Origin of the sequence: Halomonas kalidii (assembly GCF_030010475.1) — a bacterium.
GTDB lineage: Bacteria > Pseudomonadota > Gammaproteobacteria > Pseudomonadales > Halomonadaceae > Halomonas > Halomonas heilongjiangensis.
Map to the genome: position 1 here is coordinate 125,647 of NZ_JASCQN010000021.1, position 22,984 is coordinate 148,630.

24 protein-coding genes, 3 tRNA genes and 1 rRNA gene are annotated in these 22,984 nt (G+C 67.5%); 10 read left to right on the forward strand and 18 right to left on the reverse strand.

Annotated elements, in window-relative coordinates:
* The first annotated feature begins 128 nt into the window (after positions 1–128).
* The 3 genes from QLQ85_RS04225 (at position 129) to speA (ending at position 3,435) form a co-directional block, all read left to right on the forward strand.
* Positions 129–425: a DUF2782 domain-containing protein gene (locus QLQ85_RS04225; RefSeq protein ID WP_282737858.1), complete on the forward strand. Its 297-nt coding sequence runs from the start codon at positions 129–131 to the stop codon at positions 423–425.
* 131 nt (positions 426–556) lie between these two features.
* A complete protein-coding gene (locus QLQ85_RS04230; protein WP_282737859.1) occupies positions 557–1,516 on the forward strand; it encodes a homoserine kinase in 960 nt (319 codons plus the stop codon).
* The gene (gene speA, locus QLQ85_RS04235; protein ID WP_282720033.1) at positions 1,513–3,435 is read left to right on the forward strand and encodes a biosynthetic arginine decarboxylase; all 1,923 of its coding nucleotides are present in this window, start codon (positions 1,513–1,515) and stop codon (positions 3,433–3,435) included. Before QLQ85_RS04230 ends, speA begins: the two co-directional genes overlap by 4 nt.
* Positions 3,436–3,514: 79 nt before the next feature.
* On the opposite strand, the gene QLQ85_RS04240 is transcribed toward speA, so the two are convergent.
* From QLQ85_RS04240 to QLQ85_RS04280, 9 genes are all read right to left on the reverse strand, one after another.
* Complete coding sequence (locus tag QLQ85_RS04240; protein ID WP_282737860.1) at positions 3,515–4,180, reverse strand: fumarylacetoacetate hydrolase family protein; 666 nt, start codon at positions 4,178–4,180, stop codon at positions 3,515–3,517.
* Between the two features lie 105 nt (positions 4,181–4,285).
* Positions 4,286–5,272 carry an ectoine hydroxylase gene (thpD, locus tag QLQ85_RS04245; RefSeq protein WP_282737861.1) on the reverse strand — a complete coding sequence of 329 codons (987 nt, stop codon included), beginning with the start codon at positions 5,270–5,272 and terminating at the stop codon, positions 4,286–4,288.
* A 227-nt stretch (positions 5,273–5,499) separates the two neighbouring features.
* Positions 5,500–5,575, reverse strand: a tRNA-Thr gene (locus QLQ85_RS04250).
* Between the two features lie 44 nt (positions 5,576–5,619).
* A tRNA-Gln gene (locus QLQ85_RS04255) sits at positions 5,620–5,694 on the reverse strand.
* Positions 5,695–5,700: 6 nt separating this feature from the next.
* A tRNA-Phe gene (locus QLQ85_RS04260) sits at positions 5,701–5,776 on the reverse strand.
* A gap of 90 nt (positions 5,777–5,866) precedes the next feature.
* Positions 5,867–6,139 carry an oxidative damage protection protein gene (locus QLQ85_RS04265; protein WP_282719723.1) on the reverse strand — a complete coding sequence of 91 codons (273 nt, stop codon included), beginning with the start codon at positions 6,137–6,139 and terminating at the stop codon, positions 5,867–5,869.
* Positions 6,140–6,180: 41 nt separating this feature from the next.
* Complete coding sequence (gene mutY / locus QLQ85_RS04270) at positions 6,181–7,269, reverse strand: A/G-specific adenine glycosylase (protein WP_282737862.1); 1,089 nt, start codon at positions 7,267–7,269, stop codon at positions 6,181–6,183.
* Between the two features lie 91 nt (positions 7,270–7,360).
* On the reverse strand, positions 7,361–9,718 hold the full coding sequence (locus QLQ85_RS04275; protein ID WP_282737863.1) for an AsmA family protein: 2,358 nt from the start codon (positions 9,716–9,718) through the stop codon (positions 7,361–7,363).
* A complete protein-coding gene (locus QLQ85_RS04280; RefSeq protein ID WP_282719718.1) occupies positions 9,715–10,167 on the reverse strand; it encodes an acetyl-CoA sensor PanZ family protein in 453 nt (150 codons plus the stop codon). Before QLQ85_RS04280 ends, QLQ85_RS04275 begins: the two co-directional genes overlap by 4 nt.
* A gap of 195 nt (positions 10,168–10,362) precedes the next feature.
* On the opposite strand from QLQ85_RS04280, the gene hisB reads away from it, so the two are divergent.
* The 5 genes from hisB to QLQ85_RS04305 all read left to right on the forward strand — a co-directional run bounded on the left by hisB (position 10,363) and on the right by QLQ85_RS04305 (position 13,800).
* Positions 10,363–10,956 carry an imidazoleglycerol-phosphate dehydratase HisB gene (hisB, locus tag QLQ85_RS04285; protein ID WP_282719717.1) on the forward strand — a complete coding sequence of 198 codons (594 nt, stop codon included), beginning with the start codon at positions 10,363–10,365 and terminating at the stop codon, positions 10,954–10,956.
* Between the two features lie 31 nt (positions 10,957–10,987).
* The gene (hisH, locus tag QLQ85_RS04290; protein WP_282719716.1) at positions 10,988–11,629 is read left to right on the forward strand and encodes an imidazole glycerol phosphate synthase subunit HisH; all 642 of its coding nucleotides are present in this window, start codon (positions 10,988–10,990) and stop codon (positions 11,627–11,629) included.
* A gap of 82 nt (positions 11,630–11,711) precedes the next feature.
* Positions 11,712–12,470, forward strand: a complete 759-nt coding sequence (gene hisA, locus QLQ85_RS04295; RefSeq protein WP_282719715.1) for a 1-(5-phosphoribosyl)-5-[(5-phosphoribosylamino)methylideneamino]imidazole-4-carboxamide isomerase — start codon at positions 11,712–11,714, stop codon at positions 12,468–12,470.
* Positions 12,471–12,473: 3 nt separating this feature from the next.
* On the forward strand, positions 12,474–13,247 hold the full coding sequence (hisF, locus tag QLQ85_RS04300; RefSeq protein WP_282737864.1) for an imidazole glycerol phosphate synthase subunit HisF: 774 nt from the start codon (positions 12,474–12,476) through the stop codon (positions 13,245–13,247).
* A 25-nt stretch (positions 13,248–13,272) separates the two neighbouring features.
* A complete protein-coding gene (locus tag QLQ85_RS04305) occupies positions 13,273–13,800 on the forward strand; it encodes a hypothetical protein (RefSeq protein WP_407650337.1) in 528 nt (175 codons plus the stop codon).
* A gap of 3 nt (positions 13,801–13,803) precedes the next feature.
* Here the strand turns inward: QLQ85_RS04305 and QLQ85_RS04310 are convergent, their stop codons facing one another.
* A complete protein-coding gene (locus QLQ85_RS04310) occupies positions 13,804–14,394 on the reverse strand; it encodes a YjaG family protein (protein WP_282737865.1) in 591 nt (196 codons plus the stop codon).
* Positions 14,395–14,445: 51 nt separating this feature from the next.
* Positions 14,446–14,739 (reverse strand): MGMT family protein, encoded by a 294-nt coding sequence (locus QLQ85_RS04315; RefSeq protein WP_102629671.1) that lies wholly within the window; start codon positions 14,737–14,739, stop codon positions 14,446–14,448.
* Between the two features lie 59 nt (positions 14,740–14,798).
* Between QLQ85_RS04315 and QLQ85_RS04320 the strand changes: the two genes are divergently transcribed.
* On the forward strand, positions 14,799–15,494 hold the full coding sequence (locus QLQ85_RS04320) for a type 1 glutamine amidotransferase (protein ID WP_282737866.1): 696 nt from the start codon (positions 14,799–14,801) through the stop codon (positions 15,492–15,494).
* Between the two features lie 7 nt (positions 15,495–15,501).
* On the opposite strand, the gene mnmH is transcribed toward QLQ85_RS04320, so the two are convergent.
* From mnmH to QLQ85_RS04345, 5 genes are all read right to left on the reverse strand, one after another.
* Complete coding sequence (gene mnmH / locus QLQ85_RS04325; protein ID WP_282737867.1) at positions 15,502–16,617, reverse strand: tRNA 2-selenouridine(34) synthase MnmH; 1,116 nt, start codon at positions 16,615–16,617, stop codon at positions 15,502–15,504.
* Positions 16,614–17,651, reverse strand: a complete 1,038-nt coding sequence (selD, locus tag QLQ85_RS04330; RefSeq protein WP_282737868.1) for a selenide, water dikinase SelD — start codon at positions 17,649–17,651, stop codon at positions 16,614–16,616. The genes mnmH and selD overlap by 4 nt, the downstream gene beginning before the upstream one ends.
* A gap of 65 nt (positions 17,652–17,716) precedes the next feature.
* Entirely contained in the window at positions 17,717–19,093 is a 1,377-nt protein-coding gene (gene radA, locus QLQ85_RS04335; protein WP_282737869.1) for a DNA repair protein RadA, read from the reverse strand.
* An 85-nt stretch (positions 19,094–19,178) separates the two neighbouring features.
* Positions 19,179–19,631 carry a copper resistance protein NlpE N-terminal domain-containing protein gene (locus QLQ85_RS04340; RefSeq protein WP_282737870.1) on the reverse strand — a complete coding sequence of 151 codons (453 nt, stop codon included), beginning with the start codon at positions 19,629–19,631 and terminating at the stop codon, positions 19,179–19,181.
* A gap of 109 nt (positions 19,632–19,740) precedes the next feature.
* Positions 19,741–20,637, reverse strand: a complete 897-nt coding sequence (locus QLQ85_RS04345) for an AEC family transporter (RefSeq protein WP_282737871.1) — start codon at positions 20,635–20,637, stop codon at positions 19,741–19,743.
* 129 nt (positions 20,638–20,766) lie between these two features.
* On the opposite strand from QLQ85_RS04345, the gene hisC reads away from it, so the two are divergent.
* On the forward strand, positions 20,767–21,822 hold the full coding sequence (gene hisC / locus QLQ85_RS04350; protein ID WP_282737872.1) for a histidinol-phosphate transaminase: 1,056 nt from the start codon (positions 20,767–20,769) through the stop codon (positions 21,820–21,822).
* A gap of 42 nt (positions 21,823–21,864) precedes the next feature.
* On the opposite strand, the gene QLQ85_RS04355 is transcribed toward hisC, so the two are convergent.
* The gene (locus QLQ85_RS04355) at positions 21,865–22,662 is read right to left on the reverse strand and encodes a substrate-binding periplasmic protein (protein ID WP_282737873.1); all 798 of its coding nucleotides are present in this window, start codon (positions 22,660–22,662) and stop codon (positions 21,865–21,867) included.
* 243 nt (positions 22,663–22,905) lie between these two features.
* Positions 22,906–22,984: ribosomal RNA gene (gene rrf, locus QLQ85_RS22905) — 5S ribosomal RNA — on the reverse strand; the annotation flags it as partial.

Here is a 22,984-nt window from a genome sequence, read left to right on the forward strand (position 1 = left end):
AGCGTGATCCTGAGCCACCATGATACGCATTGCGCGCCCCTTTTGCCGCGAACGATAGGCCATCAGGCGGCAACGTCTTACACTGGGGGTATCGTCACTCCCTGCCGCAGGCGGCCCCGGAGGTCATCATGAGACTACTGCAACGCTCCTCCCCTTCCATGCTGCTGGCGCTGGGCCTCTCGCTCGCCCTCGCCGGCCCGGCCCTGGCCCAGTCCGCCACCGAGGTGGAGCCGGATATCACCATCCGCCAGGAGGAGGATCGCACCATCCGCGAATACCGGGTCAACGGCGAGCTCTACGCCATCGAGATCCGGCCCGCCAGTGGTCCCTCCTACTACCTGGTGGACCACGACGGCGACGGCAATTTCGAGCGCCAGGAGGGCGACCGTATCGCCGTCCCGCAATGGATACTGCACACCTTCTGACCACTCTCCGCCGGGGGGCGGGGCTCCCGGCGGATGCCGACACCGACGACCACGATCTGCTACTCTCGGGTGCGTGCATCGCACTGCCAAGTCGCTACAATAGGCGGCTTGGCAACCCGGGTGAGAGACACATGGCCGTATTCACACCACTTGGCGACGCACAGGTCGCGGAATTCCTGAACCGCTTCGATGCCGGGTCGCTGGTCTCCCTGGAAGGCGTACCCGCCGGCACCGAGAACACCACCTTCTTCGTCACCACCGATCGCCGCGAGCTGGTCCTGACCCTGTTCGAACAGGGCGAGCACGAGGAGCTGCCGTTCTTCGTCGAGCTGCTCGACTACCTGGACGAGCACCGCCTGCCGGTTCCCGGCCCGCTGCACGATCGTGACGGCATCGCCCTGCACAGCCTGGCCGACAAGCCGGCGCTGCTGTTTCCTCGCCTGCCCGGCAAACACCCCAAGGCCCCCAACCTGGCGCAGTGCCGGGCGCTCGGTGACGCCCTGGGCCGCATGCACCTGGTGTCGCAGCGCTTCCCCGGCCATCGTCCCAATCCGCGCGACCTGCACTGGCTGCTGCCGATGCATCACCGCGTGCTGGTCTACCTGTCGCCGGAAGACCAGACCCTGATGAAGGACGAGGTCGAGATCTACCAGGGCTTCTTCGGCAACGCTCCGGAACTGCCCCAGGGGGCCCTGCACGGCGACCTGTTCCGCGACAATACCCTCTTCGAGGGCGATCGCCTGGGCGGCATCATCGACTTCTACAACGGCTGCACCGGCGACCTGCTGTTCGACCTGGCCATCGTCATCAACGACTGGGCCACCGAAGCGGATGGCCGGCTGAATGTCGAGCGCCACGACGCCATCCTTCGCGCCTACCAGGCACGCCGCCCGCTCACCTGCGTGGAGCGCGACGCCTGGCCGATGATGCTGCGCATGACCGCCCTGCGCTATTGGCTGTCGCGGCTGCTGGTGGTCTATGTGGATCCCCCGGCCCACGACCTCACGCCCCACGATCCGGAACAGTTTCGAGCCATCCTGCTGGCGCGCCTCGAGCTTGGCGCCCTGCCACTTCCAGAGGTGAATGCATGAGCCTGCCCATCGGCAGCACCAACGGCCCGGCACAGCGCGCCCGGCGTACCTGGAACATCGACCAGTGGGGCAGTGGCTATTTCGATGTCGACGACAGTGGCCACGCCCTGGTGCGCCCCCTGGGCAGCGAGGCCGAGGGCCCGGCCCTGCCGCTGGACGACCTGGTCGCCGAGCTGAAGCGCGCCGGCCTGCGTCTGCCGGTGCTGGTGCGCTTCACCGACATCCTCCACGACCGGGTCGAGCAGCTCTGTGCCGCCTTCGACGCGGCCATGGCGGAGGAGGCCTTCGAGGGTGGCTACACCGCCGTCTACCCGATCAAGGTCAACCAGCAGCGACGGGTAGTGGAGGAGATCCTCGCCACCCAGGAGCGCGGCCATGGCCGGGTGGGGCTCGAGGCCGGCAGCAAGCCGGAGCTGCTCGCCGTGCTGGCGCTCTCCGGCGACGGCTCCTCGCTGATCGTCTGTAACGGTTACAAGGACCGCGAATACGTACGCCTGGCGCTGATGGGCGAGAAACTCGGCCATCGGGTCTATCTGGTCGTGGAGAAGCTCTCGGAGCTGCCGCTGATCCTCGAGGAAGCCGAACGCATCGGCGTCAAGCCGCGCATCGGAGTGCGGGCGCGCCTGGCCTCGGTGGGACGTGGCCGCTGGCAGAACACCGGCGGCGAGAAGTCCAAGTTCGGACTCACCGCCAGCCAGATCCTCGAGGTCGTGGAGCGGCTGCGCGAGGCCGACGCCCTGGCCAGCCTGCAACTGGTCCACTTCCACCTGGGCTCGCAGATCGCCAACATCCGTGACATCCAGCGCGGCCTGCGCGAGTGCGCTCGCTTCTATCAGAGCCTGGTGGCGCTGGGCGCCCCGGTGGATACCGTGGACGTGGGCGGCGGCCTGGGCGTCGACTACGAGGGCACCCGCTCACGCAGCTTCTGCTCGGCCAACTACTCGATGCTGGAGTACGCCCGCAACGTGGTCTATGCCTTCAACCAGGCCTGCCAGGAGCAGGACCTGCCCCCGCCGCACCTGATCAGCGAATCGGGCCGCGCGCTGACCGCCCACCACGCGGTGCTGATCACCAACGTGATCGGCGAGGAGCGGGTCAGCGAGCGGGCCCCCGAGCGCCGCGTCGAGGGCGACCCTCAGGTCGACGAGCTGTGGCGGGTCCACGACCTGCTGAGCACCTCCCCCGAGCCCCGGGGGCTGGTGGAGGCCTGGCACGACCTGGTGCACGCCATGGGTGAGCTGCATGAACGCTTCGTCATCGGCATGGCCGACATCGAGGCCCGCGCCGAGGGGGAAGGCGCCTACTTCGCCGCCTGCGCCCTGCTGCGCGAGCGGCTCGACACCCGCAACCGCGTCCATCGCGAGATCGCCGACGAGCTGGCCGAGAAACTCGCCGACAAGCTGTTCGTCAACTTCTCGCTGTTCCAGTCGGTCCCCGATGTGTGGGGCATCCAGCAGATCTTCCCGGTACTGCCGTTGACCGGCCTCGACCGGGAACCCGAGCGCCGCGGGGTGATCCAGGACATCACCTGCGACAGCGACGGCCGTATCGACGGCTATGTCGACGGCCAGGGGGTCGAGACCACCCTGCCGCTGCCGGAGTGGCAGGAGGGCGAGGAGAAGCTGCTGGGCTTCTTCATGGTCGGCGCCTACCAGGAGATCCTCGGCGACCTGCACAACCTGTTCGGCGACACCGACTCCGCAGACGCTGCCCTGGACGAGCAGGGCGGCTGGTCGATCAGCCAGATCCAGCAAGGGGACCGGGTCGCCGATGTGCTCGGCTACGTGAACTTCGATGCCGGCATCCTGCGTGACCGCCTGGCCGAGCAGCTCGCGGCCAGCGGCCTCAGCGAGACCGAGCAGCAGCATTTCCTCGACGACCTCTCCGCCGGACTCGAGGGCTACACCTACCTGGAGTAGTCGGGGCGACCCGTCCCGAACGCGACGATGCCCCCGCGGCGTGACTGCGGGGGCATCGTCGTGTCGGGGTTCAGCACACTCAGTCGATGACGCGAGTCGTCACCTCCAGCCCGCCGGTGAGCATGAAGCGAAGCTCGGCGCCACGGGGCAGCGGCCCCACGCCGGCCGGGGTGCCGGTCAGCACCACGTCGCCCGGCTGCAGGGTGAAATGGCGGCTCATCTCCGCCACCAGGGTCGCCACCGGGAACAGCATGTCGGCGCCCTCGCCGTGCTGCCGCTGTTCCCCGTCGATCTCCAGGGTGAACGTCAGGGCGCTCCAGTTGGGCACCTGGGCGAGCGGCAGGAAGGCCGACAGCGGGCAGGCACCGTCGAAGGCCTTGGCGATTTCCCAGGGATGGCCCTTCTCCTTGAGACGGGCCTGAATGTCGCGCAGCGTCAGGTCCAGCGCCAGCCCGATGCCGACCACCGCCCGTTCGGCCTCGTCCGCGGTGGCATGGGACAGCTCCTCGCCGATCAGCAGCGCCAACTCCGTCTCGTAGTGCACCTCGCCCCGGGAAAAGGGCGCATCCAACGGCTCCTCGAGGGCCACGGCGCTGGTTGCCGGCTTGATGAACAGCAGGGGCTCGCTGGGCACCGGGTTGTCCAGCTCCCTGGCGTGATCGGCATAGTTGCGGCCAACACAGACGATCTTGCCGAGCGCATGGGGAAACTCCTGGCCATCGGTGAAACGTGGAACAAAGCGCATGGCGGATCTTCTCCTTCTCATGATGCGTGCCGCTTCTCGACGACAGGCATCACAGTCTACCCCACCTGCGGCGCGGGTCCACACTCCGGAGCCGGGCGGGTAGCCTCAGGCCTGTGGCGACCACTCCTCGTCCGGTGAGTGGGCCAGGAAGCCCGGCCGCCGCCGGCGTGCCGCAAAGGGTTCCACACATCGATTGTCGCGACGATTGTAGACGAAGAAGACGTTGCTGCGCGGATCCGGCGACATGTTGGCGTTGGAGCCGTGCAGGGTGTTGCAGTCGAACATCAGCAGCCCGCCGCCGGCCCCGGTGGGCGCCTCGATGCCGTGGCGCTCGATAAGCCGGGTCAGCACCTCGCGGCTCGGCACGCCGATCTCCTGGGTCTTCAGCGACTGCTTGTGGTGGTCGTCCGGCGTCTCGCCGAGGCAGGGCACGAAGACCCGGTGCGAGCCCGGGATCAGCATCAGCGGCCCGTTGAAGTGGTGGTTGTCGGTCAGCACGATGGAGGCGCTCACCGCATGCATGGCCGGCATGCCGTCCTCGGCGTGCCAGGTCTCGAAGTCCGAGTGCCAGTTGAAGCCCTTGCCCTCGAAGCCGGGCTTGTAGTTGATCCGCGACTGGTGCACGTAGGCCTCGCCGCCGAGGATCTGGCGGGCGCGCCCCATCAGTCGCTCGTCGTGGGCCAGGCGCGAGAACAGCCGGGAGAGGATGTGCACCGCGAACAGCGAACGGATCTCCTTGCCCTGGGGCTCGGTGATGCTGAAGTCGCGGCCACGAAAGTCCTCGCGGGCCAGCAGCGCCTTCAGCTCCCGACGCAGCTCGGCGAGCTCGCCGCCGCTGATGAAGCCGGGCTCGAACAGGAAGCCCTGGCGCTCGAACGCGTCGAGCTGCGCCTGGCTCAGGGGGCCATCCTCGGCACGCCCCTTGACTACCGCCTCGCGGCGGCTGAGCCAGGGCAAGTCCAGCGGCTCGGCGAGCCGGGTGGGATAGGGATCCTGGCCATGGCGTGGTGCGCCCTTCACCCGGCTGATGGGCTCGGGAGCGTCGCCGATGGTATGCAAGAGAGTCTGGTTGGACGATGTCTGCACTGACATCTGAATCACCTCCTGTGAATCCGTGATCAGTCTCAGTTCGAACTCGTTGTGACGGCGAAACCGCCGTGGCGACCCCGACAGGGGTCTGCGTGAAGTGAAGTGGTGGTACCCGACAGGGGTTTCAAGGCCCGGGGCGCCCCTGTGGAGAGCCTGGGGACAAAGACGCAAAAACCGCCTCATGGGCGGTTTTCATATACTGCAACTCGTTGATTGTCCCGACGTCTTGATGGTGCCGGCACCAGGAGTCGAACCCGGGACCTACTGATTACAAGTCAGTTGCTCTACCAACTGAGCTATGCCGGCTCGGGACCGACGCGCACGAATGCAGGATCGGAAAAGGGTTGGCGTGGCTGGGGTACCAGGATTCGAACCTGGGAATGCCGATACCAAAAACCGGTGCCTTACCACTTGGCGATACCCCAGCAGTGTGGTGGCCAGAGACGGAATCGAACCGCCGACACGGGGATTTTCAATCCCCTGCTCTACCGACTGAGCTATCTGGCCGCTGCCAACGGGGCGTATTAAACCCCAAGGGGCCGTTTTCGTCAACCCCTTCCGTTTCAAAAAGATGGCGCACAGGACTCGGTCATCGGGTCACTCCCCGCGGGGCACATAGCCCTCCGCCTGATCGGTCTCGCGGTTGTCGAGGAAGCGTTCCATCTGCTCCATCAGATACTCCCGGGAGGCCGGATCGAGCATGTTGAGGTGCTTCTCGTTGATCAGTCGGGTCTGCAACGCCTGCCACTCCTCCCAGGCCCGCTTCGACACGCTGGCCTGGATCTCCTGGCCCTTCTTGCCGGGCAGGGGTGGAAACGGCAGGGCCTCGAGCTCCTGCTGGTACTTGCGACAGAACACGGTCTGGCTCATCGGGCGTTCTCCTCGGGATGGGGGCGTAAGACAGGGGGCGGTCAGGGGCCGGTGGGCGCCGTTAGCGCAAAGGGCGCAAGCGACGTCAGCAGCGACTTCACCGGGGCCGCCAGGCCGATGCTGTCCGGCTCCCGGGGATCGTACCAGCGACGGGCCTCGCCCACCGAATCGAGGGCGCCGATCCGCGCCGGCTGCGGGGTGATCTCCAGGCGAAAGTGACTGAAGACATGGGTAAAGGGCGTCCAGCCGGACTCGAGTTCGGCAGCGGGGGCATGAGCATCGAGCCAGGCCCGCAGGGAGGCGTCATCGTCGAACTGGGGCAGGCTCCAGAGCCCGCCCCACAGGCCGCTGGAGGGGCGCTGCTCGAGCAGTACCCGGTCCCGTTCATCGCGCAGCAGCAGCATGACGGTGGTCCGTGTGGGCAGCGCCCTCTTCGGCTTCGACTCGGGAAAGCGCCGCTCCTCGCCCCGGGCGCGGGCCACGCAGACATCATCGAAGGGGCAGCGCTCGCAGTCGGGACGACCACGGCGACAGAGGGTCGCCCCCAGGTCCATCATCGCCTGGGTATAGTCGGCGAGCCGCGCGTGCGGGGTGTAGTACTCGGCCAGGGCCCAGAGGCGGCGCTCCACCGCCGGGCGGCCCGGCCAGCCCGCCACCGCATGCAGCCGGGTCAGGCTGCGCTTGACGTTGCCATCGAGGATCACCGCCCGCCGGCCACTGCTCTGGCTGATGATGGCACCGGCAGTGGAGTGACCGATGCCGGGCAGTGCAGCCAGCGCCTCGAGCTCCAGCGGCAGCTCGCCACCATGCTCCTCCATCACTACCCGGGCGGCCTTGTGCAGGTTGCGGCCGCGGGCATAGTAGCCGAGCCCCGTCCACAGGTGCAGCACCTCGTCCTGCTCGGCCGTGGCCAGCGAGGCGATGGCGGGGAAGCGCGCCATGAAGCGTTCGAAATAGGGGATCACCGTGGTGACCTGGGTCTGCTGCAGCATGATCTCCGAGACCCAGACCCGGTAGGGCGTCCGCTGCTGCTGCCAGGGCAGGTCATGGCGGCCGTGGTCGTCGAACCAGGTCAGCAGGCGCTGCTGGAAGACGTCGGCCGGAAGCACGGGCGTCGGCCTCTCCTTCATGGTGATTCCTTGCAGGAAAAGAAACGGCAGGCGAAAAAGGCGAAAAAAAGCGCCGACTCGGGGTCGGCGCAGGGACTGGCTTGCTTGATGCTCAATTGAGCAGACCACGCAGCGCGTCACGAAGTTCCTCGCCCGAGCCCTCGCCGAGGCGCTCATCGAGATCCTCGATGGCACCCTCGAGTCGCCGCTCGACCTCCTCGCCGGCGCGGCGGGTGGCCTCGTCGCGCGCCAGCTCGGCCACCGCGCCCTGGAAGGCCTCGCGGTCGAAGCGGCACCAGTCGCTGCTGTCCTCGTCCAGGCTGCCCTCGCAGCGCACCGGGAAGGGCACTCGCTCCAGTCGCGGATTGACGTTGCACGCCGCATCGGCGGTATCGACGAAACCTGCCGCGGCCCGCAGGTCGAAGCGCTCGCTGATCAGATCGAGCTGGCCCTCGCCACCCAGCTCGATGCCGGGGATGGTGACCCGCAGGTCATCGCTGTGGAGGGTACCGTCGCGTAGTTCGAAGGTGGCATCGGCACGGTCGAAGCGGGTATCGGGATGCCAGTCGCGAGTGCTCTCCTCGCCTTCCAGGGTGGCCACCGCCATGCACAGCTCGCGGGAGACGTTGACCTCGAGGATCGCTCCCTCCTCGATACGTGTGGCGAGGGGGCCGTTGAGGTGGCGCTTCAGTTCCGGCCAGGTATTGCCGCGGGAGGTCAACTCCCCTTCGCCACTGAACCGCCCGCGCAGCGGTGCCGGCTCCTCGCCGAGCGCCTCGAGCAGGGAGTCGATGCGCACCCGGGAGAATCGCGGCGCCAGGGCCCAGCTCAGCGGTTCGTCACGTAGCCCGAGCTCGCCGCTGGCCGCCAGGTTGCCTTCGTGGAAGGCCGAGTCGAACGAGACCAGACGCACTCGGCCGTCGCTGCCGGTGAGCTCGAGGTTCACGTCACTGAAGTCGAGCCCCATCAGGCGCAGCTCCCCGAGACTGAGTTTGCCATCGAGGTCGAGCTCCGCCAGCCACTCGGTCGGCACCAGGGTGCCGGGCTCGTCGGCATAGGCCCGTTGGATGCCCGGCAGGCCTCGCAGCGAAGCACTCTCGGCCGCCGGCTCCGCCGGCGGCAAGTAGGCGTCCAGATCCAGGCTGTCGCCCTGCAGGTCGAAATCGAGCAGATGGCCATCGAACCCGGCCGCCAGACGCCCGGTCAAGGTGCTGTCGTCCAGCACCAGGGTCAGCCCGGTCAGCTCGAGTCGCTCCAGGTCACCCTGCAGCGGACTGGTCAGGGCCACGTCGGAGAGCGCCGAGTCGCTGGCCATCGCCGGCATCATGTCCAGCCGGGCGAGCCAGGGACGCAACGACAGCGGCGCCAGGCTCAGTTGGCCGGTATAGGAGGGGGCATCGGACAGCCGGCTCAGGTTCAGGCTGCCGCTGAGTCGCAGGCCATCCTCACCGGTCAGCTCCAGCTCTCGCAGCTGGGCGGTCTGCTCGGCCAGGTCGGCCTCCAGCTTGAAGTCCAGCGACAGCGGCAGGCTCTTCTCACCGAGGCTCGGATGCAGCAGGCTGGCATCGAGCCGGCCCTCGTCCAGGCGCAGCCGCCGGCCCTCCACGTTGGCCACCAGCTCGCCACTCTGCAGGTTGGCCTGCTGCTCCCCCTCGACATCGGCCAATCGGCTGGTGGTGTTCAGGGTCAGGTCCTCCAGCACATAGCGCCCGTCGGCCAGGCCCAGGCTGACCCTGCTCTCGAGGGAGACGTCGCTGGCCAATCGGGCCGGGCGCTCCAGCTCGCGCCAGTTCAGGGTGTCGTGAGCGGCGAGCCGGAAGGACGCCTTGAGCGAGAAGGGGCGGTTGGGGTTGACGTTGCTGCCGGTGACGTTGAGCCCCTCGAACAGCATCTCCCGGTCGGTCTGGAGATCGCGGAAGCGGACCTCACCCTCGCGTAGCTGCACGCTGGCAATGTTCAGGGCCACGTCCAGGTTGCTGCCGCCATCGGTACTGTCGGGGGCGGGACCGGCGCTGGCCGGCGCCAGTGCTCCTTCGGCGGCTTCGCGATCCTGGGCGAGGCGCTCGAGCAGCACCTCCCAGTTGCCGCGCCCCTCCTCGTCGCGCTCCAGGTTGAGCCGCAGGCCGTCGAGGGTCAGGCCGTCGATGGCGATCTCGCCACGCAGCAGGGGGGCGAAGGAGAGGCTCACCTCGGCATGACGAAAGGCCGCGAAGGAGTCCTCCTCCGCGCTCTCCTGCTCGGGCAGCCAGGCCTCGGCCTTCTCGACGCTCACCCCGAGCCGCGGGTAGAAGGACCAGGTCAGCGGCCCCTCCAACGACAGCTCGAGGCCACTCTGCTCGCGTACCACCTCGACCAGGCGGGGCTTGAGGTCGTCGGGATCGAAGAAGGTGGTGACATAGACCACCGCCCCGACCACCACCAGGGCGAGGATGCCGATGGCCGCCAGCAAGGTGCGGAATAGCCGCTTCATTGCTCGTCTCCCCGTCCCAGCAGGTTGAGTTCGAAGTAGTCGCCGGCCCGGGTCAGCCGATAGCCGAGCCGGGCGAGCAGCATCTGGTCGGCCACCGGCAGCTGTGACGAGGGGGCGCGCAGCTTGCGCCCCTCGACCAGCGCCGACTCACCGACCAGCGCCAGCAGCCGCGACCCCACGCCGCGCCGGCGGGTGGTCTTGCGCACGCAGCAGTGCGACAGCCACCAGGCCTCGCCGTCGTCCTCCACCGCCACGGCGCCGATCAGGCGATCGTTGAAGCGCGCGCAGAAGAAGAAGTGGCTGGCCGCCAGGTGCTCGCGAATGAAATCGGCCACGGGCAGCGGCAGACGCTCGGCGGGGGCATCGGCATAGATACGGGCGAGGTCGGATCGCGCCTGGGCATCCGCTTCCCAGGCGGCCCGGTCGACGGGGTGGAGTGTCACCGGCATGCTTGGATCTCCCTGAGCCGGGGTGGCGAGACTCGCCACCGCTGAATTGGGCGCATTGTAGCGGATGGGGTGGCCAATTCTCTATAATGGCAGGCTCGCGGCGACAGGCACAGCAGTCCCTTCGCCCATTCGCTTCTCGGCCCGGTGCCTGGCACCGGCCCTATCCGATATGCGCCCCGGCGCTGGAGACCCTACATGTCCGAGCGTATCGCCACGGTCACCCGCGACACCCGGGAGACCCAGATCAGCGTCACCGTCAACCTCGATGGCGAGGGTCGCCTGACCTGCGAGACCGGCGTTCCCTTTCTCGACCACATGCTCGATCAGGTGGCACGCCACGGCCTGATCGACCTGGAGGTCAAGGCGGTCGGCGACCTGCATATCGATGACCATCACACCGTCGAGGACCTCGGCATCACCCTGGGCCAGGCCTTCGATCAGGCGATCGGCGACAAGCTCGGCATCCGTCGCTATGGGCATGCCTATGTGCCCCTGGACGAGGCCCTGTCGCGTGTCGTGGTAGACTTCTCCGGCCGCCCGGGCCTGTTCATGGACGTGGAGTTCACCCGCGCCGCCATCGGCCGCCTCGATACCCAGCTGTTCTGGGAGTTCTTCCAGGGCTTCGTCAACCATGCCCGGGTGACCCTGCACATCGACAACCTCAAGGGCTTCAATGCCCACCACCAGGCGGAAACCATCTTCAAGGCCTTCGGCCGCGCGCTGCGCATGGCCGTCGAGCCGGACCCGCGCATGGCCGGTCAGATGCCCTCCACCAAGGGCTGCCTCTGAGCCCGGCCTGCAATCATACGAGGAGCGCCCCATGACCATTGCCGTCATCGACTACGGAATGGGCAACCTGCATTCCGTTGCCAAGGCACTGGAGCACGTCACCCACGAGAACGTGATCGTGACCCGCGACGCGCGCTGCATCCGCGGTGCCACCCGACTGGTGCTGCCGGGCCAGGGTGCCATTCGCGACTGCATGGGCGAGCTCGAGCGCACCGAGCTGCGCGGGCTGGTGGAAGAGCTGCTCGCCCGGCAAGCCAAGCCGCTGCTGGGCATCTGCGTAGGTCAGCAGATGCTGCTCGATCACAGCGAGGAGAACAACGGCATCAACTGCCTGGGGTTCCTGCCCGGCGAGGTGAAACGTTTTCCAGTCGACATGCGAGACGACCTCGGGCAGCGCCTCAAGGTGCCCCACATGGGCTGGAACCTGGTGCACCAGCACCACGATCATCCGCTGTGGGCCGGGATCGACCAGGACGAGCACTTCTACTTCGTGCACAGCTACTATGTCGAGGCGGCGGATGACGCCACGGTGTTCGGCACCACCGACTACGGCCGGATAAGCGCCCATGTGGCCATCGGCCGGGACGCCACCTTCGCCGTGCAGTTCCACCCGGAGAAGAGCTCACGCGCCGGCCTCAAGCTGTTGGAAAACTTCGTTCAATGGACGCCCTGAGCGGCGCCACACTCCACAGGCGCCCGCGGCCGCGCCCCTCTTCCTGCAGGCGCCCGCGGCTGGGCCAATCGAGGACACTGACATGCTGGTAATTCCCGCCATCGACCTCAAGGATGGCAAGTGCGTCCGCCTCAAGCAGGGCCGCATGGACGACGCCACCACCTACGGCGACGACCCCGTGGCCATGGCCGCCCGCTGGGTCGAGGCCGGCGCACGCCGCCTCCACCTGGTCGACCTCAACGGCGCCTTCGAGGGCGCACCGGTCAACGGCGAGGCGGTCACCGCCATCGCCCGCGCCTGGCCGGAACTGCCGATCCAGATCGGCGGTGGCATCCGCGAAGCCTCCACCATCGAGCACTACCTCGCCGCCGGCGTCTCCTACGTGATCATCGGCACCAAGGCGGTGAAGGAGCCCGACTTCGTCGGCGAGATGTGCCGCGCCTTCCCCGGCCACGTGATCGTCGGCCTCGACGCCCGCGACGGCTACGTGGCCACCGACGGCTGGGCCGAGGTCTCGTCGGTGAAGGCCACCGACCTGGCCAAGCGCTTCGCCGACGACGGCGTCTCCAGCATCGTCTACACCGACATCGCCCGCGACGGCATGATGTCCGGCGTCAACGTCGAGGCCACCGCGGCGCTTGCCCGCGAGGGCGGACTGCCGGTGATCGCCTCGGGCGGGGTGACCGACCTCGACGACCTGCGCGCGCTGATCGCCGCCGGTGAGCCCGGCATTCTCGGCGCCATCACCGGCCGTGCCATCTACGAGGGCTCGCTGGACGTGGCCGAGGGCCAACGACTGTGCGACGAACTCACTGCAGGGCTCAAGCGAGCCGGGAGCTGAATCATGGGACTGGCCAAGCGCATCATTCCCTGTCTGGACGTGGACGCCGGCCGCGTGGTCAAGGGCGTCAACTTCATCGGCATCCGCGACGCCGGTGATCCCGTGGAGATCGCCCAGCGCTATAACCAGCAGGGCGCCGACGAGATCACCTTTCTCGACATCACGGCGAGCCACGAGGACCGCGGCACCACGGTCGAGATGGTCGAGCGCATCGCTGGCGAGGTGTTCATCCCGCTGACCGTGGGCGGCGGCATTCGCACCTGCGACGACATCCGCACCATGCTCAATGCGGGGGCGGACAAGGTATCGATCAACACCGCCGCGGTGAACAACCCCGACTTCGTGCGCGAGGCCGCCGAACGCTTCGGCAACCAGTGCATCGTGGTGGCCATCGACGCCAAGCGGATATCCGGAGAGGGCGAACCGCTGCGCTGGGAGATCTTCACCCACGGCGGGCGTCGCCCCACCGGGCTCGATGCCGTGGAGTGGGCCAGGAAGATGGTCGAATACGGCGCCGGAGAGCTGCTGCTCACCAGCATGGACCGGGACGGCACCAAGGTCGGCTTCGACCTGGGCGTGACCCGTGCCATCTCGGAGGCGGTGACCGTGCCGGTGATCGCCTCCGGCGGCGTCGGCAACCTCGACCATCTGGTCGAGGGCGTGCTCGAGGGCGGTGCCGATGCGGTGCTCGCCGCCAGCATCTTCCACTTCGGCGAATACACCATCCCCGAGGCCAAGCGCTACATGGCCGAACGCGGTATCGAGATGCGCCTCTGACAGGCATCCGGGAGAGTCGGACACGATGCAATCACCATGGAAGGCGGCGGCTGGCGGCGTCATGGTCCTGGCCATGCTCCTGCTGCTGGCAGTCACGGGCCAGGCCGCTGCCGAGGAAGCGCCGATCTGGCCACCGGCCCTGGAGCTCGATCACGCACTGGTGCAGACCAGTCTCTACACACGCCACCACAGTGCCGATCCGGAACACACCGACGATCAGCGGCTGATCGGCTTCGAGCTGCACAATCCGCAGCGCTGGCTGGCCGGGACGGCGTGGTTCAAGAACTCCTTCGACCAGGACTCCCTCTATCTCTATGTGGGCCGGGAGTTTCCCTTCTGGAAACCCGCCGAGTCGGTCACCTTTCGCGCCAAGCTCACCGCCGGCGCCCTCCACGGCTACCGCGGCGAGTACCGCGACAAGATCCCCTTCAATCGCTACGGGATCGCCCCGGCGGCACTGCCCAGCGTCGGCGTGCAGTGGGGGCGCGTCGAGTCCGACCTGATCGTGTTCGGCACCGCCGGCCTGTTGGTGACCGCCGGCGTGCGCTTCTAGCGTCTAGTCCATCGACAGGCCCAGATTGCTGACGCCATCGTTGCGCCCCAGGCGGCGCAGCAGCTTGATCGCATCGCGATCGAGCGGGCCTTCGACCGCCTCGAGCACCGCATCCTGGAAGTCGTTCTCGTCGGCCATCAGCGGATGATCGCGCACCAGCACGGCAAGCCGCCCGGCATCCTCCTCGCCCTCGGTGAGCTCGATGTAGGCGCGCACGCCGCCCTTCGAGGTGCGACTGACCTCGAGCACCGCCTCGGGAGCCTCGCCGCGCAGGGTGTCGAGCAGCGCCGAGAGCGCCACCACCGCCTCCAGGGCCCGCCGGGCGCCGAAGCTGTCATCGTCCGCCGGTGGCTCGAGCTCGGCCAGCTTCTCGGCCTGGCGCTCGAAGTCTATCTTCGCGCCATGCACCACCAGCCGCTCCCAGACCAGGTCGAGGATCACCCGCAAGCCATGCGGGTCACCGTGACCACACGTCTGGGCATAGAGAACGTAATTGGGCAGCAGCCGCTCGCACAGCGCCGCCATGAAGGCCTGCTGCCGTCGCGGCTCGAGTCGCTGCAGCCGCTGGTGGAAGCCGCCGGAAGCCTGGCTCATGAAGTCTCCTCGCTGATCGGTTGTCTCATGTCTGGATGGCAGCGATCGGCCTCAGGGCCAGAGCCGCTCGGCGTCGACCCGGCCGCGCACATCGAAGGCCACGCCCTCGGCGATCAGCAGGTCGCGCTGGGTCCGCGCACCGCCATGATCGGCGAGCCGGCGGGAGGCACTGATCACCCGATGCCAGGGCAGCCCGTGCCCGTCCGGCAAGCGCCGCAGCGCCGCCCCCACCATGCGCGGGGTGGCCCCGTCGGTCATCGCGGCGATGCCTCCGTAGGTGGTCACCCGCCCCGGAGGTATCGCCGCCACGATGGTGTAGATCTGTTCCTCCAGCTCACGCTTCATGTACCCTTTCGCTCCACACTTTCACTCCACTGCGTCCACCCATCGATGGCGAGGCTTCCATGCACCTTCACCTGCTTCAGCACAGTCCCCACCATGGTCCGGCCCGGTTGGCCGACTGGCTGACCAGCATGGGCCACAGCTATACGATCTTTCACCTCGATGCGGGGGAGCTTCCGCCCCGGCTGGCCGACTGCGACGCCCTGGTCGTGCTCGACGGGCCCATGGGCAGCGCCGATGATGCCGAGCACCCCTGGCTCCGACGAGAGCGCAAGCTGGTCGAGCAGGCCCTCGACGGCAGCAAGCCGCTGCTGGGCATCGGCCTGGGCGCGAAGCTGATCGCCTCGGCGCTGGGCGCCGTGGTCTCGGCGGGCACCTTCGCCGAGACCGGCTGGCATCGGATCGATTTGGCTCCCGACAGCCCCTTCGACCTGCCGGAGCAGTTCGACGCCTTCATGTGGCACCGCGATGTCTTCGGGCTACCCGACGACAGCCAGCCCCTGGGCGGCAGTGCGGCGAGCCCGGTGCAGGGGTTCGCCTGGGATGCCGGCCGGGTGGTCGGCCTGCTCTGCCACCTGGAGGCGACCCCGGACAGCGTGACCGCGCTGCTCGACCACCAGGTCCCACCCGCTGGCTGCGACACCAGCCCCCATACCCAACCGCGCGACGCCATGCTCGACGAGCCGAAACGGTTCGACCTCCTCGCCCCGCTGCTCGATCGCGTACTCAGCCAATGGCTGCGCAGCGTCCCGGCCTGATGCGGCCTCAGGCCGGCTGGCCGGGTGCCGAGGGCCTGGCCTCGGTCGACCAGGCCCTGGCCGCCTCGAGGCAGCTCTCCCAGTCCCCCACGTGGAGGAAGCGCTGCTCGGGATGCTTCGCCAGCTGGTGGCGGTACATGGGGTCGTAGTATTCGGTGAGCAGCGGGGCCAGCCACGCCTCGTGGGCCTGACGGTTACCACGCTCGTGCTCACGGAAGGCCAGCGCCTGCAACCGCTGCAGCCTGGCCAGCCGAGCACTGCCCAGGCGTTTCCTGAGCCGGGCCAGGGAGCCGGCGAGCTGCTTGCGCATCAACGCCCAGCCCAACCAGTCGCCGAACTGCTGGCGATGAACCTCCCAGAGATCGTCGATGTAGTCCTTGTGGATCTGCACGAGTCGCCAGTCCAGGGGCATCTCCACCCGCAGCCGCGGTGCGGACTCCATGGCCCGCCAGAAAGTCAGTGGAATGTTGGCGGCCCCGATGTGACGGGACTCGTCCTCGACGACCAGCGACCCCGGCAGATCCAGCAGGCGTAGCCCCATGGCGTGCTCGAAGTCGATCTGGGAGGGCGCCGGCAGCGGGTGACGCCCGAAGGCGGAGCCCTTGTGGCGAGCACACCCCTCCAGGTCGAGCCCATTGGCGAGCGCCCGGATCAGCGCCGTCTTGGCGCAGCCGGTCAGCCCGCCCACCACCAGCAGCGGCTGCTCGGCGGCGGCATCGATCCGCGCGCAGAGCGCCTGGCGCATCGCCTTCCAGCCCCCGCGGATACGCGGGCGCTCGAGGCCGGCATCCATCAGCCACTGCTGGGCGACCTGCGAGCGCAACCCGCCGCGAAAGCAGTAGATGATGGCGTCGGGGCGGGACTCGACCAGTCGGCGCCAGGCGGCGACCCTGGTCGCCTTGATCCCGTCGCGAACCAGCCGCTCGCCGAGCTCGATGGCGGCCTGCTGACCGTGCTGCTTGTAGGCGATGCCGACCAGGTGACGCTCCTCGTCGTCCATCAGCGGCAGGTTGACGGCACCGGGCAGCGCCCCCTGGGCGAACTCGACCGGGGCACGCACGTCGATCAGCATGCGCCCTTCCCGCAGTAGCGCGAGGTCCGGCTCGACCAGCGGCAGGCTCATCCACGCACCTCGATCAGCACCTCGCTCGTGGCGGAGATGATCTCGCCGAAGGGCACGAGCTCGATGCCGTGGGCACGGCCGATGCGCTCGACGTCATCCTCCCAGGAGGGATGCACCGACAGCAGCAGCCCCCCCGAGGTCTGGGGATCGCAGAGCCACTGCCAGTGCGCCTCGTCCATGGCCGGCAGCGAGGCACCCAGCGCCTCCCGGTTACGCCGGGTACCTCCCGGCACCGCCCCCTGGCGGCGATAGGCCTCGGCCTCGACCAGGCGCGGTAGGCGACGGAAGTCGACTCGCGCGGCCACGCCGCTGGTCGCACACACTTCGGCCAGGTGGCCCGCCAGGCCGAAGCCGGTGACATCGGTCATGGCGTTCACCCCCTTGACCGTTGCCAGCTCCATGCCAATGGCGTTGGACTTGAGCATGGTCTCGCGCGCCAGCCCCTGGTGGTCGACATCGAGCAGGCCCTGCTTCTCGGCGGTGGTCAGCATGCCCACGCCCAGTGGCTTGGTCAGGAACAGCAGGTCGCCCACCTGAGCCCCCTTGTTGAGCTTGAGGTGGGTGAGATCCACCAGGCCGTTGACCGCCAGGCCGAAGATCGGCTCCGGGGCATCGATGGAGTGCCCCCCGGCCAGCGCCAGACCCAACTCGCGGCACACCGCCTGGGCGCCGGCCACTACGTCACCGGCCACCTCCGGCCCCAGCTTGTCCAGCGGCCAGCCCAGGATGCCGAGTGCCAGCACCGGCTTGCCTCCCATGGCATAGACGTCGCTGATGGCATTGATCGCGGCGATGCGGCCGAAGTCGAAGGGATCGTCGACGATGGGCATGAAGAAATCGGTGGTGGCGATCATGCCGCGCCCGTCGCCCAGGTCGTAGACGGCGGCATCCTCCCGCCCCTGGTTGCCGACGATCAGCCGCGAGTGACTGGCGCCCGGCCCGGCCTTGGCCAGGATGCCGTCGAGTACGTCGGGGGCGATCTTGCAGCCACAGCCGGCCCCATGGCTGTACTGAGTCAGGCGGATGGCGCTCATCTCGTTCTCCTTGGCAATCGTTACCGGTATTCTACAACATGAGGGCGCGCCCTTCGGGACACGTCTCACAGCACTTCCAGGGCATCGGCCAGCTTGTCCACCGCCACCACCTCCATGCCCTCGGGCGCGCGCTTGGGGGCATTGGCACGCGGCACGATGGCTCGCCGGAAGCCGTGCTTGGCGGCCTCGACGATACGCTCCTGCCCGCTGGGCACCGGGCGGATCTCGCCGGAGAGCCCCACCTCGCCGAACACCACCAGCTCGCGAGCCAGGGGGCGATTCTGCAGGCTGGAGACCACCGCCAGCAGCACCGCGAGGTCGGCGCTGGTCTCCAGCACCTTGACCCCACCGACCACGTTGAGAAAGACGTCCTGGTCGCCGGTGAACAGGCCACCGTGGCGATGCAGTACCGCCAGCAGCATCGCCAGGCGGTTCTGGTCCAGGCCCACGGCGACCCGGCGCGGATTGCCGAGCGCCGAGTCGTCGAGCAACGCCTGCACCTCCACCAGGATCGGCCGCGTGCCCTCCCAGACCACCATCACCAGGCTGCCGGAAGCTTGCTCCTCGCCCCGCGACAGGAAGATGGCGCTGGGGTTCTTCACCTCCTTGAGGCCGTGCTCGAGCATGGCGAACACCCCCAGCTCGTTGACCGCCCCGAAGCGGTTCTTCTGGCCCCGCAGGGTGCGGAAGCGCGAGTCGGCCCCGCCCTCGAGCAGCAGCGAGGCATCGATCATGTGCTCGAGTACCTTGGGGCCGGCCAGGGTGCCATCCTTGGTCACGTGGCCCACCAGCAGCAGCACGGTATTCGACTGCTTGGCGAAGCGCGTCATGGCCGCGGCGGACTCACGCACCTGGGCCACGCCACCGGGCGCCGACGAGATGTCCTCCAGGTGCATGGTCTGGATGGAATCGATCACCAGTATCTCCGGACGCTCGCGCTCGGCCACGGCGAGAATGGTCTCGACACTGGTCTCGGCCAGCATCTTGAGCCCCCGGGTGGGCAACTGCAGGCGGTGGGCGCGCATCGCCACCTGGGAGAGCGACTCCTCGCCGGTGACGTAGAGGACTCGGCGTCCCTGGGCCAGCTTGCAGGCGGTCTGCAGCAGCAGGGTCGACTTGCCGGCTCCGGGGTTGCCGCCCAGCAGCACCGCCGACCCCGGTACCAGGCCGCCCCCCAAAACCCGGTCGAACTCCTCGAAGGTCGAGGAGAGCCGCGGCACTTCGGCGAGATCGACGTTGGCCAGGTCGACCACCTCGCGCGACAGGCCGCCGGCATAGCCGCCACGACCGGCACCGGTGGCCACGCCGGCGCCGGGCCGCGCCGCCGCCAGGCGCACTTCGCTCAGGGTGTTCCATTCCTGGCAGCTGCTGCACTGCCCCTGCCACTTGCGGTATTCGGCGCCGCACTCGGTGCAGACGAAGGCGCTTTTCGCTTTGGCCATGCGGTGCTCTCTATTGACGTGTCGCGTCCATTCTAACGCAGGAGGGCGGCCCGCAGGCCGCCCTCCCGAATCGCTGCTCCGGCGATCACTGACGCTGCAACTGCAGCATCTCGTTGTTCTGGAAGCGGCGGCGCTGGGGATCGATCAACTCCAGCGTCTGGTCGTCGACACGCAGGAAATAGTAGATCTGGCCCTCGCCGTCCGGCGTCAGTTCGTAGACGGTGGCATCCGGATCCGCAGCAGTGCCACCGAGCACCTCCCAGTTGCCGGCATAGTTCTCGTCAGGCGGATTCTGCGGGTGCTCCCGGTAGGTGGCCTGGAGGGAGAAGGTGCGCTCCTCCGCTGTCGACTGCTCGTCACCGGTCAGCCGCACGTCGAGATCGATCCCATCACAATTGCGGCACGGCAGGGTGCCCTGATAGACCACCTCGGAGTCGTCCATTTCGGGTGCCGCAGCACGATCATCGGTCGGGCCGGCGGCACAACCGGCCAGCAGGGCGAGCAAGGCCGAGCCGGCCAGCAAGGTCCTGATTTGCATTTTAGTCCTCCTAACCAAAGGGCATGACGCCGTTAGCCACGGCAGCCTGAGTGACAGCATAACCTCTCACGCCATCAGCGGACAGTCTCCTGCGCCGGGGGTTCCCCGGTCATGACGCACCGGAATGCACGTAGGCGAACACCACCGCCAGTACCACCGGCATCACCACCAGGCTGCCCAGGTTGCCGATCAGCACGAGCGAGGCCACCTTGTGCGGCTCCTGACGGTACTGCTCGGCCACCAGATAGTTGAGCACCGCCGGTGGCAGCGCGGCAAACACCCACAGTGCCGCGGCCTGGAGTCCGTCGAGGCCGAGCAGCCACACCAGCGGCGCCGCCAGCACCAGGCCGGAGAGCGGACACAGCAGGGCCCCGAGCAACCCGGCCTTCCAGTCGCCGAAGTCGATGTCCAGCATCCTCACCCCCAGGGCGAAGAGCAACAGCGGAATGCAGACCCCACCCAGCATGTGTAGCGCCTCCAGCAGCCAGCCTGGCAGCGGCACACCCGCCAGGTTGATGCCCAGTCCAGTGATGCTGGCCAGCACGATGGGCATCCGCAGCAGTCGCCAGAGCGGCGTCTGCGGGCTAAGCATGTAGAGACCCACCGAGAAGTGCAGCAGCATCTCGACGATGAACAACACGACCGCCGCCGGTAGCGCCGCCTCGCCGAAGGCCAGCAACAACAACGGGATCCCCATGTTGCCCGAGTTGTTGAACATCATCGGCGGCAGGAAGGTCTTCGGCTCCAGACGCAACCATTTCGCCAGCGGCCAGAGCAGCAACCCCGATCCCAGCACCACCACCGCCCCGGCCAGCGCCAGGCCGACATACTCCTCCAGCGGTGCCTGTCCATCGGCGAGCACGGCGAATACCAGCATGGGCACGAACAGCTCCATGTTGAGGGTATTCATGCCGCGAATATCGGGGGTGCGATAGCGACCGTAGAGGGTTCCACAGCCGGCGATCAGGAACACCGGCAGCAGGGTGGCGAGGATCTGGGCCGTCATGTTGGGATCCAGTGGATTCGGATACGCGAAAATGGGCACCAGCCTAGCATGCCGGCGGCTTGCGCGGTCACGCTGCGCGCGTCACCATGACTGGAGTCCATCCATCCCGAGCCACCCGAGCGAGTGACCATGAGCAAGTTCTGGAGCCCCGTGGTTCGCGAACTGACGCCCTATGTACCCGGCGAGCAGCCCCGTGAACGCCTGACCAAGCTGAACACCAACGAGAATCCCTACCCCCCGGCACCCGGCGTCGGGGCGGTGCTGCGCGACTTCCCCACGGACCATCTGCGGCTCTACCCCGATCCCGAGTCGCGAGCCCTGCGCCAGGCGCTTGCTCGAGAGCTCGGCGTGACGGTGGAGGAGGTCTTCGTCGGCAATGGCTCCGATGAAGTCCTCGCGCTGGCCTTCCACGCCTTCTTCTGTCAGGCAAGGCCGTTGGCGATGCCCGACATCACCTACAGCTTCTATCCCGTCTACTGCAGACTGTATGGCATCGAGCGCCGCACCCACGCCCTCGACGACCAGTGGCAGGTGGACCTGGAGGCCTTCGGCCCCGACTGCGGCGGCGTGATCTTCGCCAATCCCAATGCCCCCACCGGCCATGGCCATGGCCGCGACGCCATTGCCGGGCTGCTCGAGCGCGTCACCGAGTCGGTGGTGCTGGTGGACGAGGCCTATGTGGATTTCGGCGGCGAGAGCGCCGTGCCGCTGGTCGCGCATTACCCCAACCTGCTGGTCACCGGCACCTTCTCCAAATCGCGCAGCCTGGCTGGGATACGCCTGGGCTACGCGGTGGGCTCACCCGAGCTGATCGAGGGGCTCGAGCGCGTCAAGGACTCCTTCAACTCCTACCCCATCGACAGCCTGGCCAGCGCCATCGGCATTGCCGCACTGGAAGACAGGGAGCACTTCGAGGCTTGCCGCGAGAAGGTGATCACCACCCGGGAGCGGACGCGACGGCGCCTGGCAGATCTCGGCTTCGAGGCACTACCATCGCAGACCAACTTCATCCTGGCGCGTCATTCCGAATTCGACGCCGCCCAGCTGTTTGTCGGGCTGCGCGAGCGCGGCATTCTGGTACGCCACTTCGGCAGCGACGCCCTGCGTGACTTCCTGCGTATCTCCATCGGCACCGAGGACGAGATGAACAGCCTGATCGAGGCCCTGGAAACTTTCTGCCGCTGAGGCCAGGACGGCAGCCGGTCGGCATGACCGGCTACCGCCGTCTCAACGCCAACGCTCGGTAATCCGTCGATACTCCCCTGACTCCCGAATCAGGTCGAAGCCGGTATCGAAGTCGCGCAATAGCTGCTCGGTGGTCGGGTTGTCCCGCAGGCCGACCACATACTCCTTGCTGGAACCGAACTCCGGCAGCTTCTCGAACCGATCCTGCAGGCCCATTTCCTTGAGCACGTAGTCCCAGTTCGTTTCGTACCCCGCAAAACCATCCAGACGCTGCCGCTCCAGCATGCGGAACCCCTGCTCGATACTGTCCACGGGATACTTCGAGATCCCTTCCTGCGCGGCCCAGGCATCGCCAAAGTTGTAGCCGCGCACCATGCCGATGGTCATGCCATCCAGGGACGACAAGCCTTGCCAGTCGATCTCCGTCTCCGGATTGATGTAGACCCGGAAGGCTGCATCGTTGATGGGCGAACGGGAATAGGAGAAGTAGGCCAGTCGCTCCGTGTTCATGCCGGTCGGATACAGCAGGTCCACGCGACCTTCCTTGACGCTGGCCATCGCCCTGGCCCAGTGGGTGACGACCAGTTCAATGGTATAGCCTTGAGCATGGAAGCTCTCGCGCAGGATGTCCCAGCTGTAGCCCTGGAATCCGACCGCATCGGAACCGGGCGGTACCACCACTTCAGCATAGCGAGGCGCCCTATCCTCCTTGTAGAAGCCATAGGGAGGGTAGTCGAAGAGCGTGGCGATCCGCACACGCTTGTCCGCTGCCGCATGGCCCATGCCCCCGGGCATCAGCACGAACACAACCGTCAGCGCTAACCAGCGTTGCCATGCCATGGTAGGCCTCCCGATACCTGCAGTGGCTCACAGCATAGTCCCTGAGCAGGCCCTGGTAACCATGATCGTTCAACCTTTCTCACCGGCTGCCACAGCCGCAGAACGAGGAAAGCCCCGGATTCATTCGAATCCAGGGCTTTCGGTATAGATGCCTGACGATGACTCGGGCGGCGCTCCGCTACTCTCCATGGGAGCCCCCCAAACGACGAAACCCCGACCAGTGGCCGGGGTTTCTGAATAGATGCCTGACGATGACCTACTCTCGCATGGGGAGACCCCACACTACCATCGGCGCTGAGCGGTTTCACTACTGAGTTCGGCA

Bases quoted from the DNA above. Each gene is read 5' to 3' on its own strand.
- QLQ85_RS04225 (WP_282737858.1), top strand. From the start codon at position 129: ATGAGACTACTGCAACGCTCCTCCCCTTCCATGCTGCTGGCGCTGGGC.
- QLQ85_RS04230 (WP_282737859.1), top strand. From the start codon at position 557: ATGGCCGTATTCACACCACTTGGCGACGCACAGGTCGCGGAATTCCTG.
- speA (WP_282720033.1), top strand. From the start codon at position 1,513: ATGAGCCTGCCCATCGGCAGCACCAACGGCCCGGCACAGCGCGCCCGG.
- QLQ85_RS04240 (WP_282737860.1), bottom strand. From the start codon at position 4,180: ATGCGCTTTGTTCCACGTTTCACCGATGGCCAGGAGTTTCCCCATGCG.
- thpD (WP_282737861.1), bottom strand. From the start codon at position 5,272: ATGTCAGTGCAGACATCGTCCAACCAGACTCTCTTGCATACCATCGGC.
- QLQ85_RS04265 (WP_282719723.1), bottom strand. From the start codon at position 6,139: ATGAGCCAGACCGTGTTCTGTCGCAAGTACCAGCAGGAGCTCGAGGCC.
- mutY (WP_282737862.1), bottom strand. From the start codon at position 7,269: ATGAAGGAGAGGCCGACGCCCGTGCTTCCGGCCGACGTCTTCCAGCAG.
- QLQ85_RS04275 (WP_282737863.1), bottom strand. From the start codon at position 9,718: ATGAAGCGGCTATTCCGCACCTTGCTGGCGGCCATCGGCATCCTCGCC.
- QLQ85_RS04280 (WP_282719718.1), bottom strand. From the start codon at position 10,167: ATGCCGGTGACACTCCACCCCGTCGACCGGGCCGCCTGGGAAGCGGAT.
- hisB (WP_282719717.1), top strand. From the start codon at position 10,363: ATGTCCGAGCGTATCGCCACGGTCACCCGCGACACCCGGGAGACCCAG.
- hisH (WP_282719716.1), top strand. From the start codon at position 10,988: ATGACCATTGCCGTCATCGACTACGGAATGGGCAACCTGCATTCCGTT.
- hisA (WP_282719715.1), top strand. From the start codon at position 11,712: ATGCTGGTAATTCCCGCCATCGACCTCAAGGATGGCAAGTGCGTCCGC.
- hisF (WP_282737864.1), top strand. From the start codon at position 12,474: ATGGGACTGGCCAAGCGCATCATTCCCTGTCTGGACGTGGACGCCGGC.
- QLQ85_RS04305 (WP_407650337.1), top strand. From the start codon at position 13,273: ATGCAATCACCATGGAAGGCGGCGGCTGGCGGCGTCATGGTCCTGGCC.
- QLQ85_RS04310 (WP_282737865.1), bottom strand. From the start codon at position 14,394: ATGAGCCAGGCTTCCGGCGGCTTCCACCAGCGGCTGCAGCGACTCGAG.
- QLQ85_RS04315 (WP_102629671.1), bottom strand. From the start codon at position 14,739: ATGAAGCGTGAGCTGGAGGAACAGATCTACACCATCGTGGCGGCGATA.
- QLQ85_RS04320 (WP_282737866.1), top strand. From the start codon at position 14,799: ATGCACCTTCACCTGCTTCAGCACAGTCCCCACCATGGTCCGGCCCGG.
- mnmH (WP_282737867.1), bottom strand. From the start codon at position 16,617: ATGAGCCTGCCGCTGGTCGAGCCGGACCTCGCGCTACTGCGGGAAGGG.
- selD (WP_282737868.1), bottom strand. From the start codon at position 17,651: ATGAGCGCCATCCGCCTGACTCAGTACAGCCATGGGGCCGGCTGTGGC.
- radA (WP_282737869.1), bottom strand. From the start codon at position 19,093: ATGGCCAAAGCGAAAAGCGCCTTCGTCTGCACCGAGTGCGGCGCCGAA.
- QLQ85_RS04340 (WP_282737870.1), bottom strand. From the start codon at position 19,631: ATGCAAATCAGGACCTTGCTGGCCGGCTCGGCCTTGCTCGCCCTGCTG.
- QLQ85_RS04345 (WP_282737871.1), bottom strand. From the start codon at position 20,637: ATGACGGCCCAGATCCTCGCCACCCTGCTGCCGGTGTTCCTGATCGCC.
- hisC (WP_282737872.1), top strand. From the start codon at position 20,767: ATGAGCAAGTTCTGGAGCCCCGTGGTTCGCGAACTGACGCCCTATGTA.
- QLQ85_RS04355 (WP_282737873.1), bottom strand. From the start codon at position 22,662: ATGGCATGGCAACGCTGGTTAGCGCTGACGGTTGTGTTCGTGCTGATG.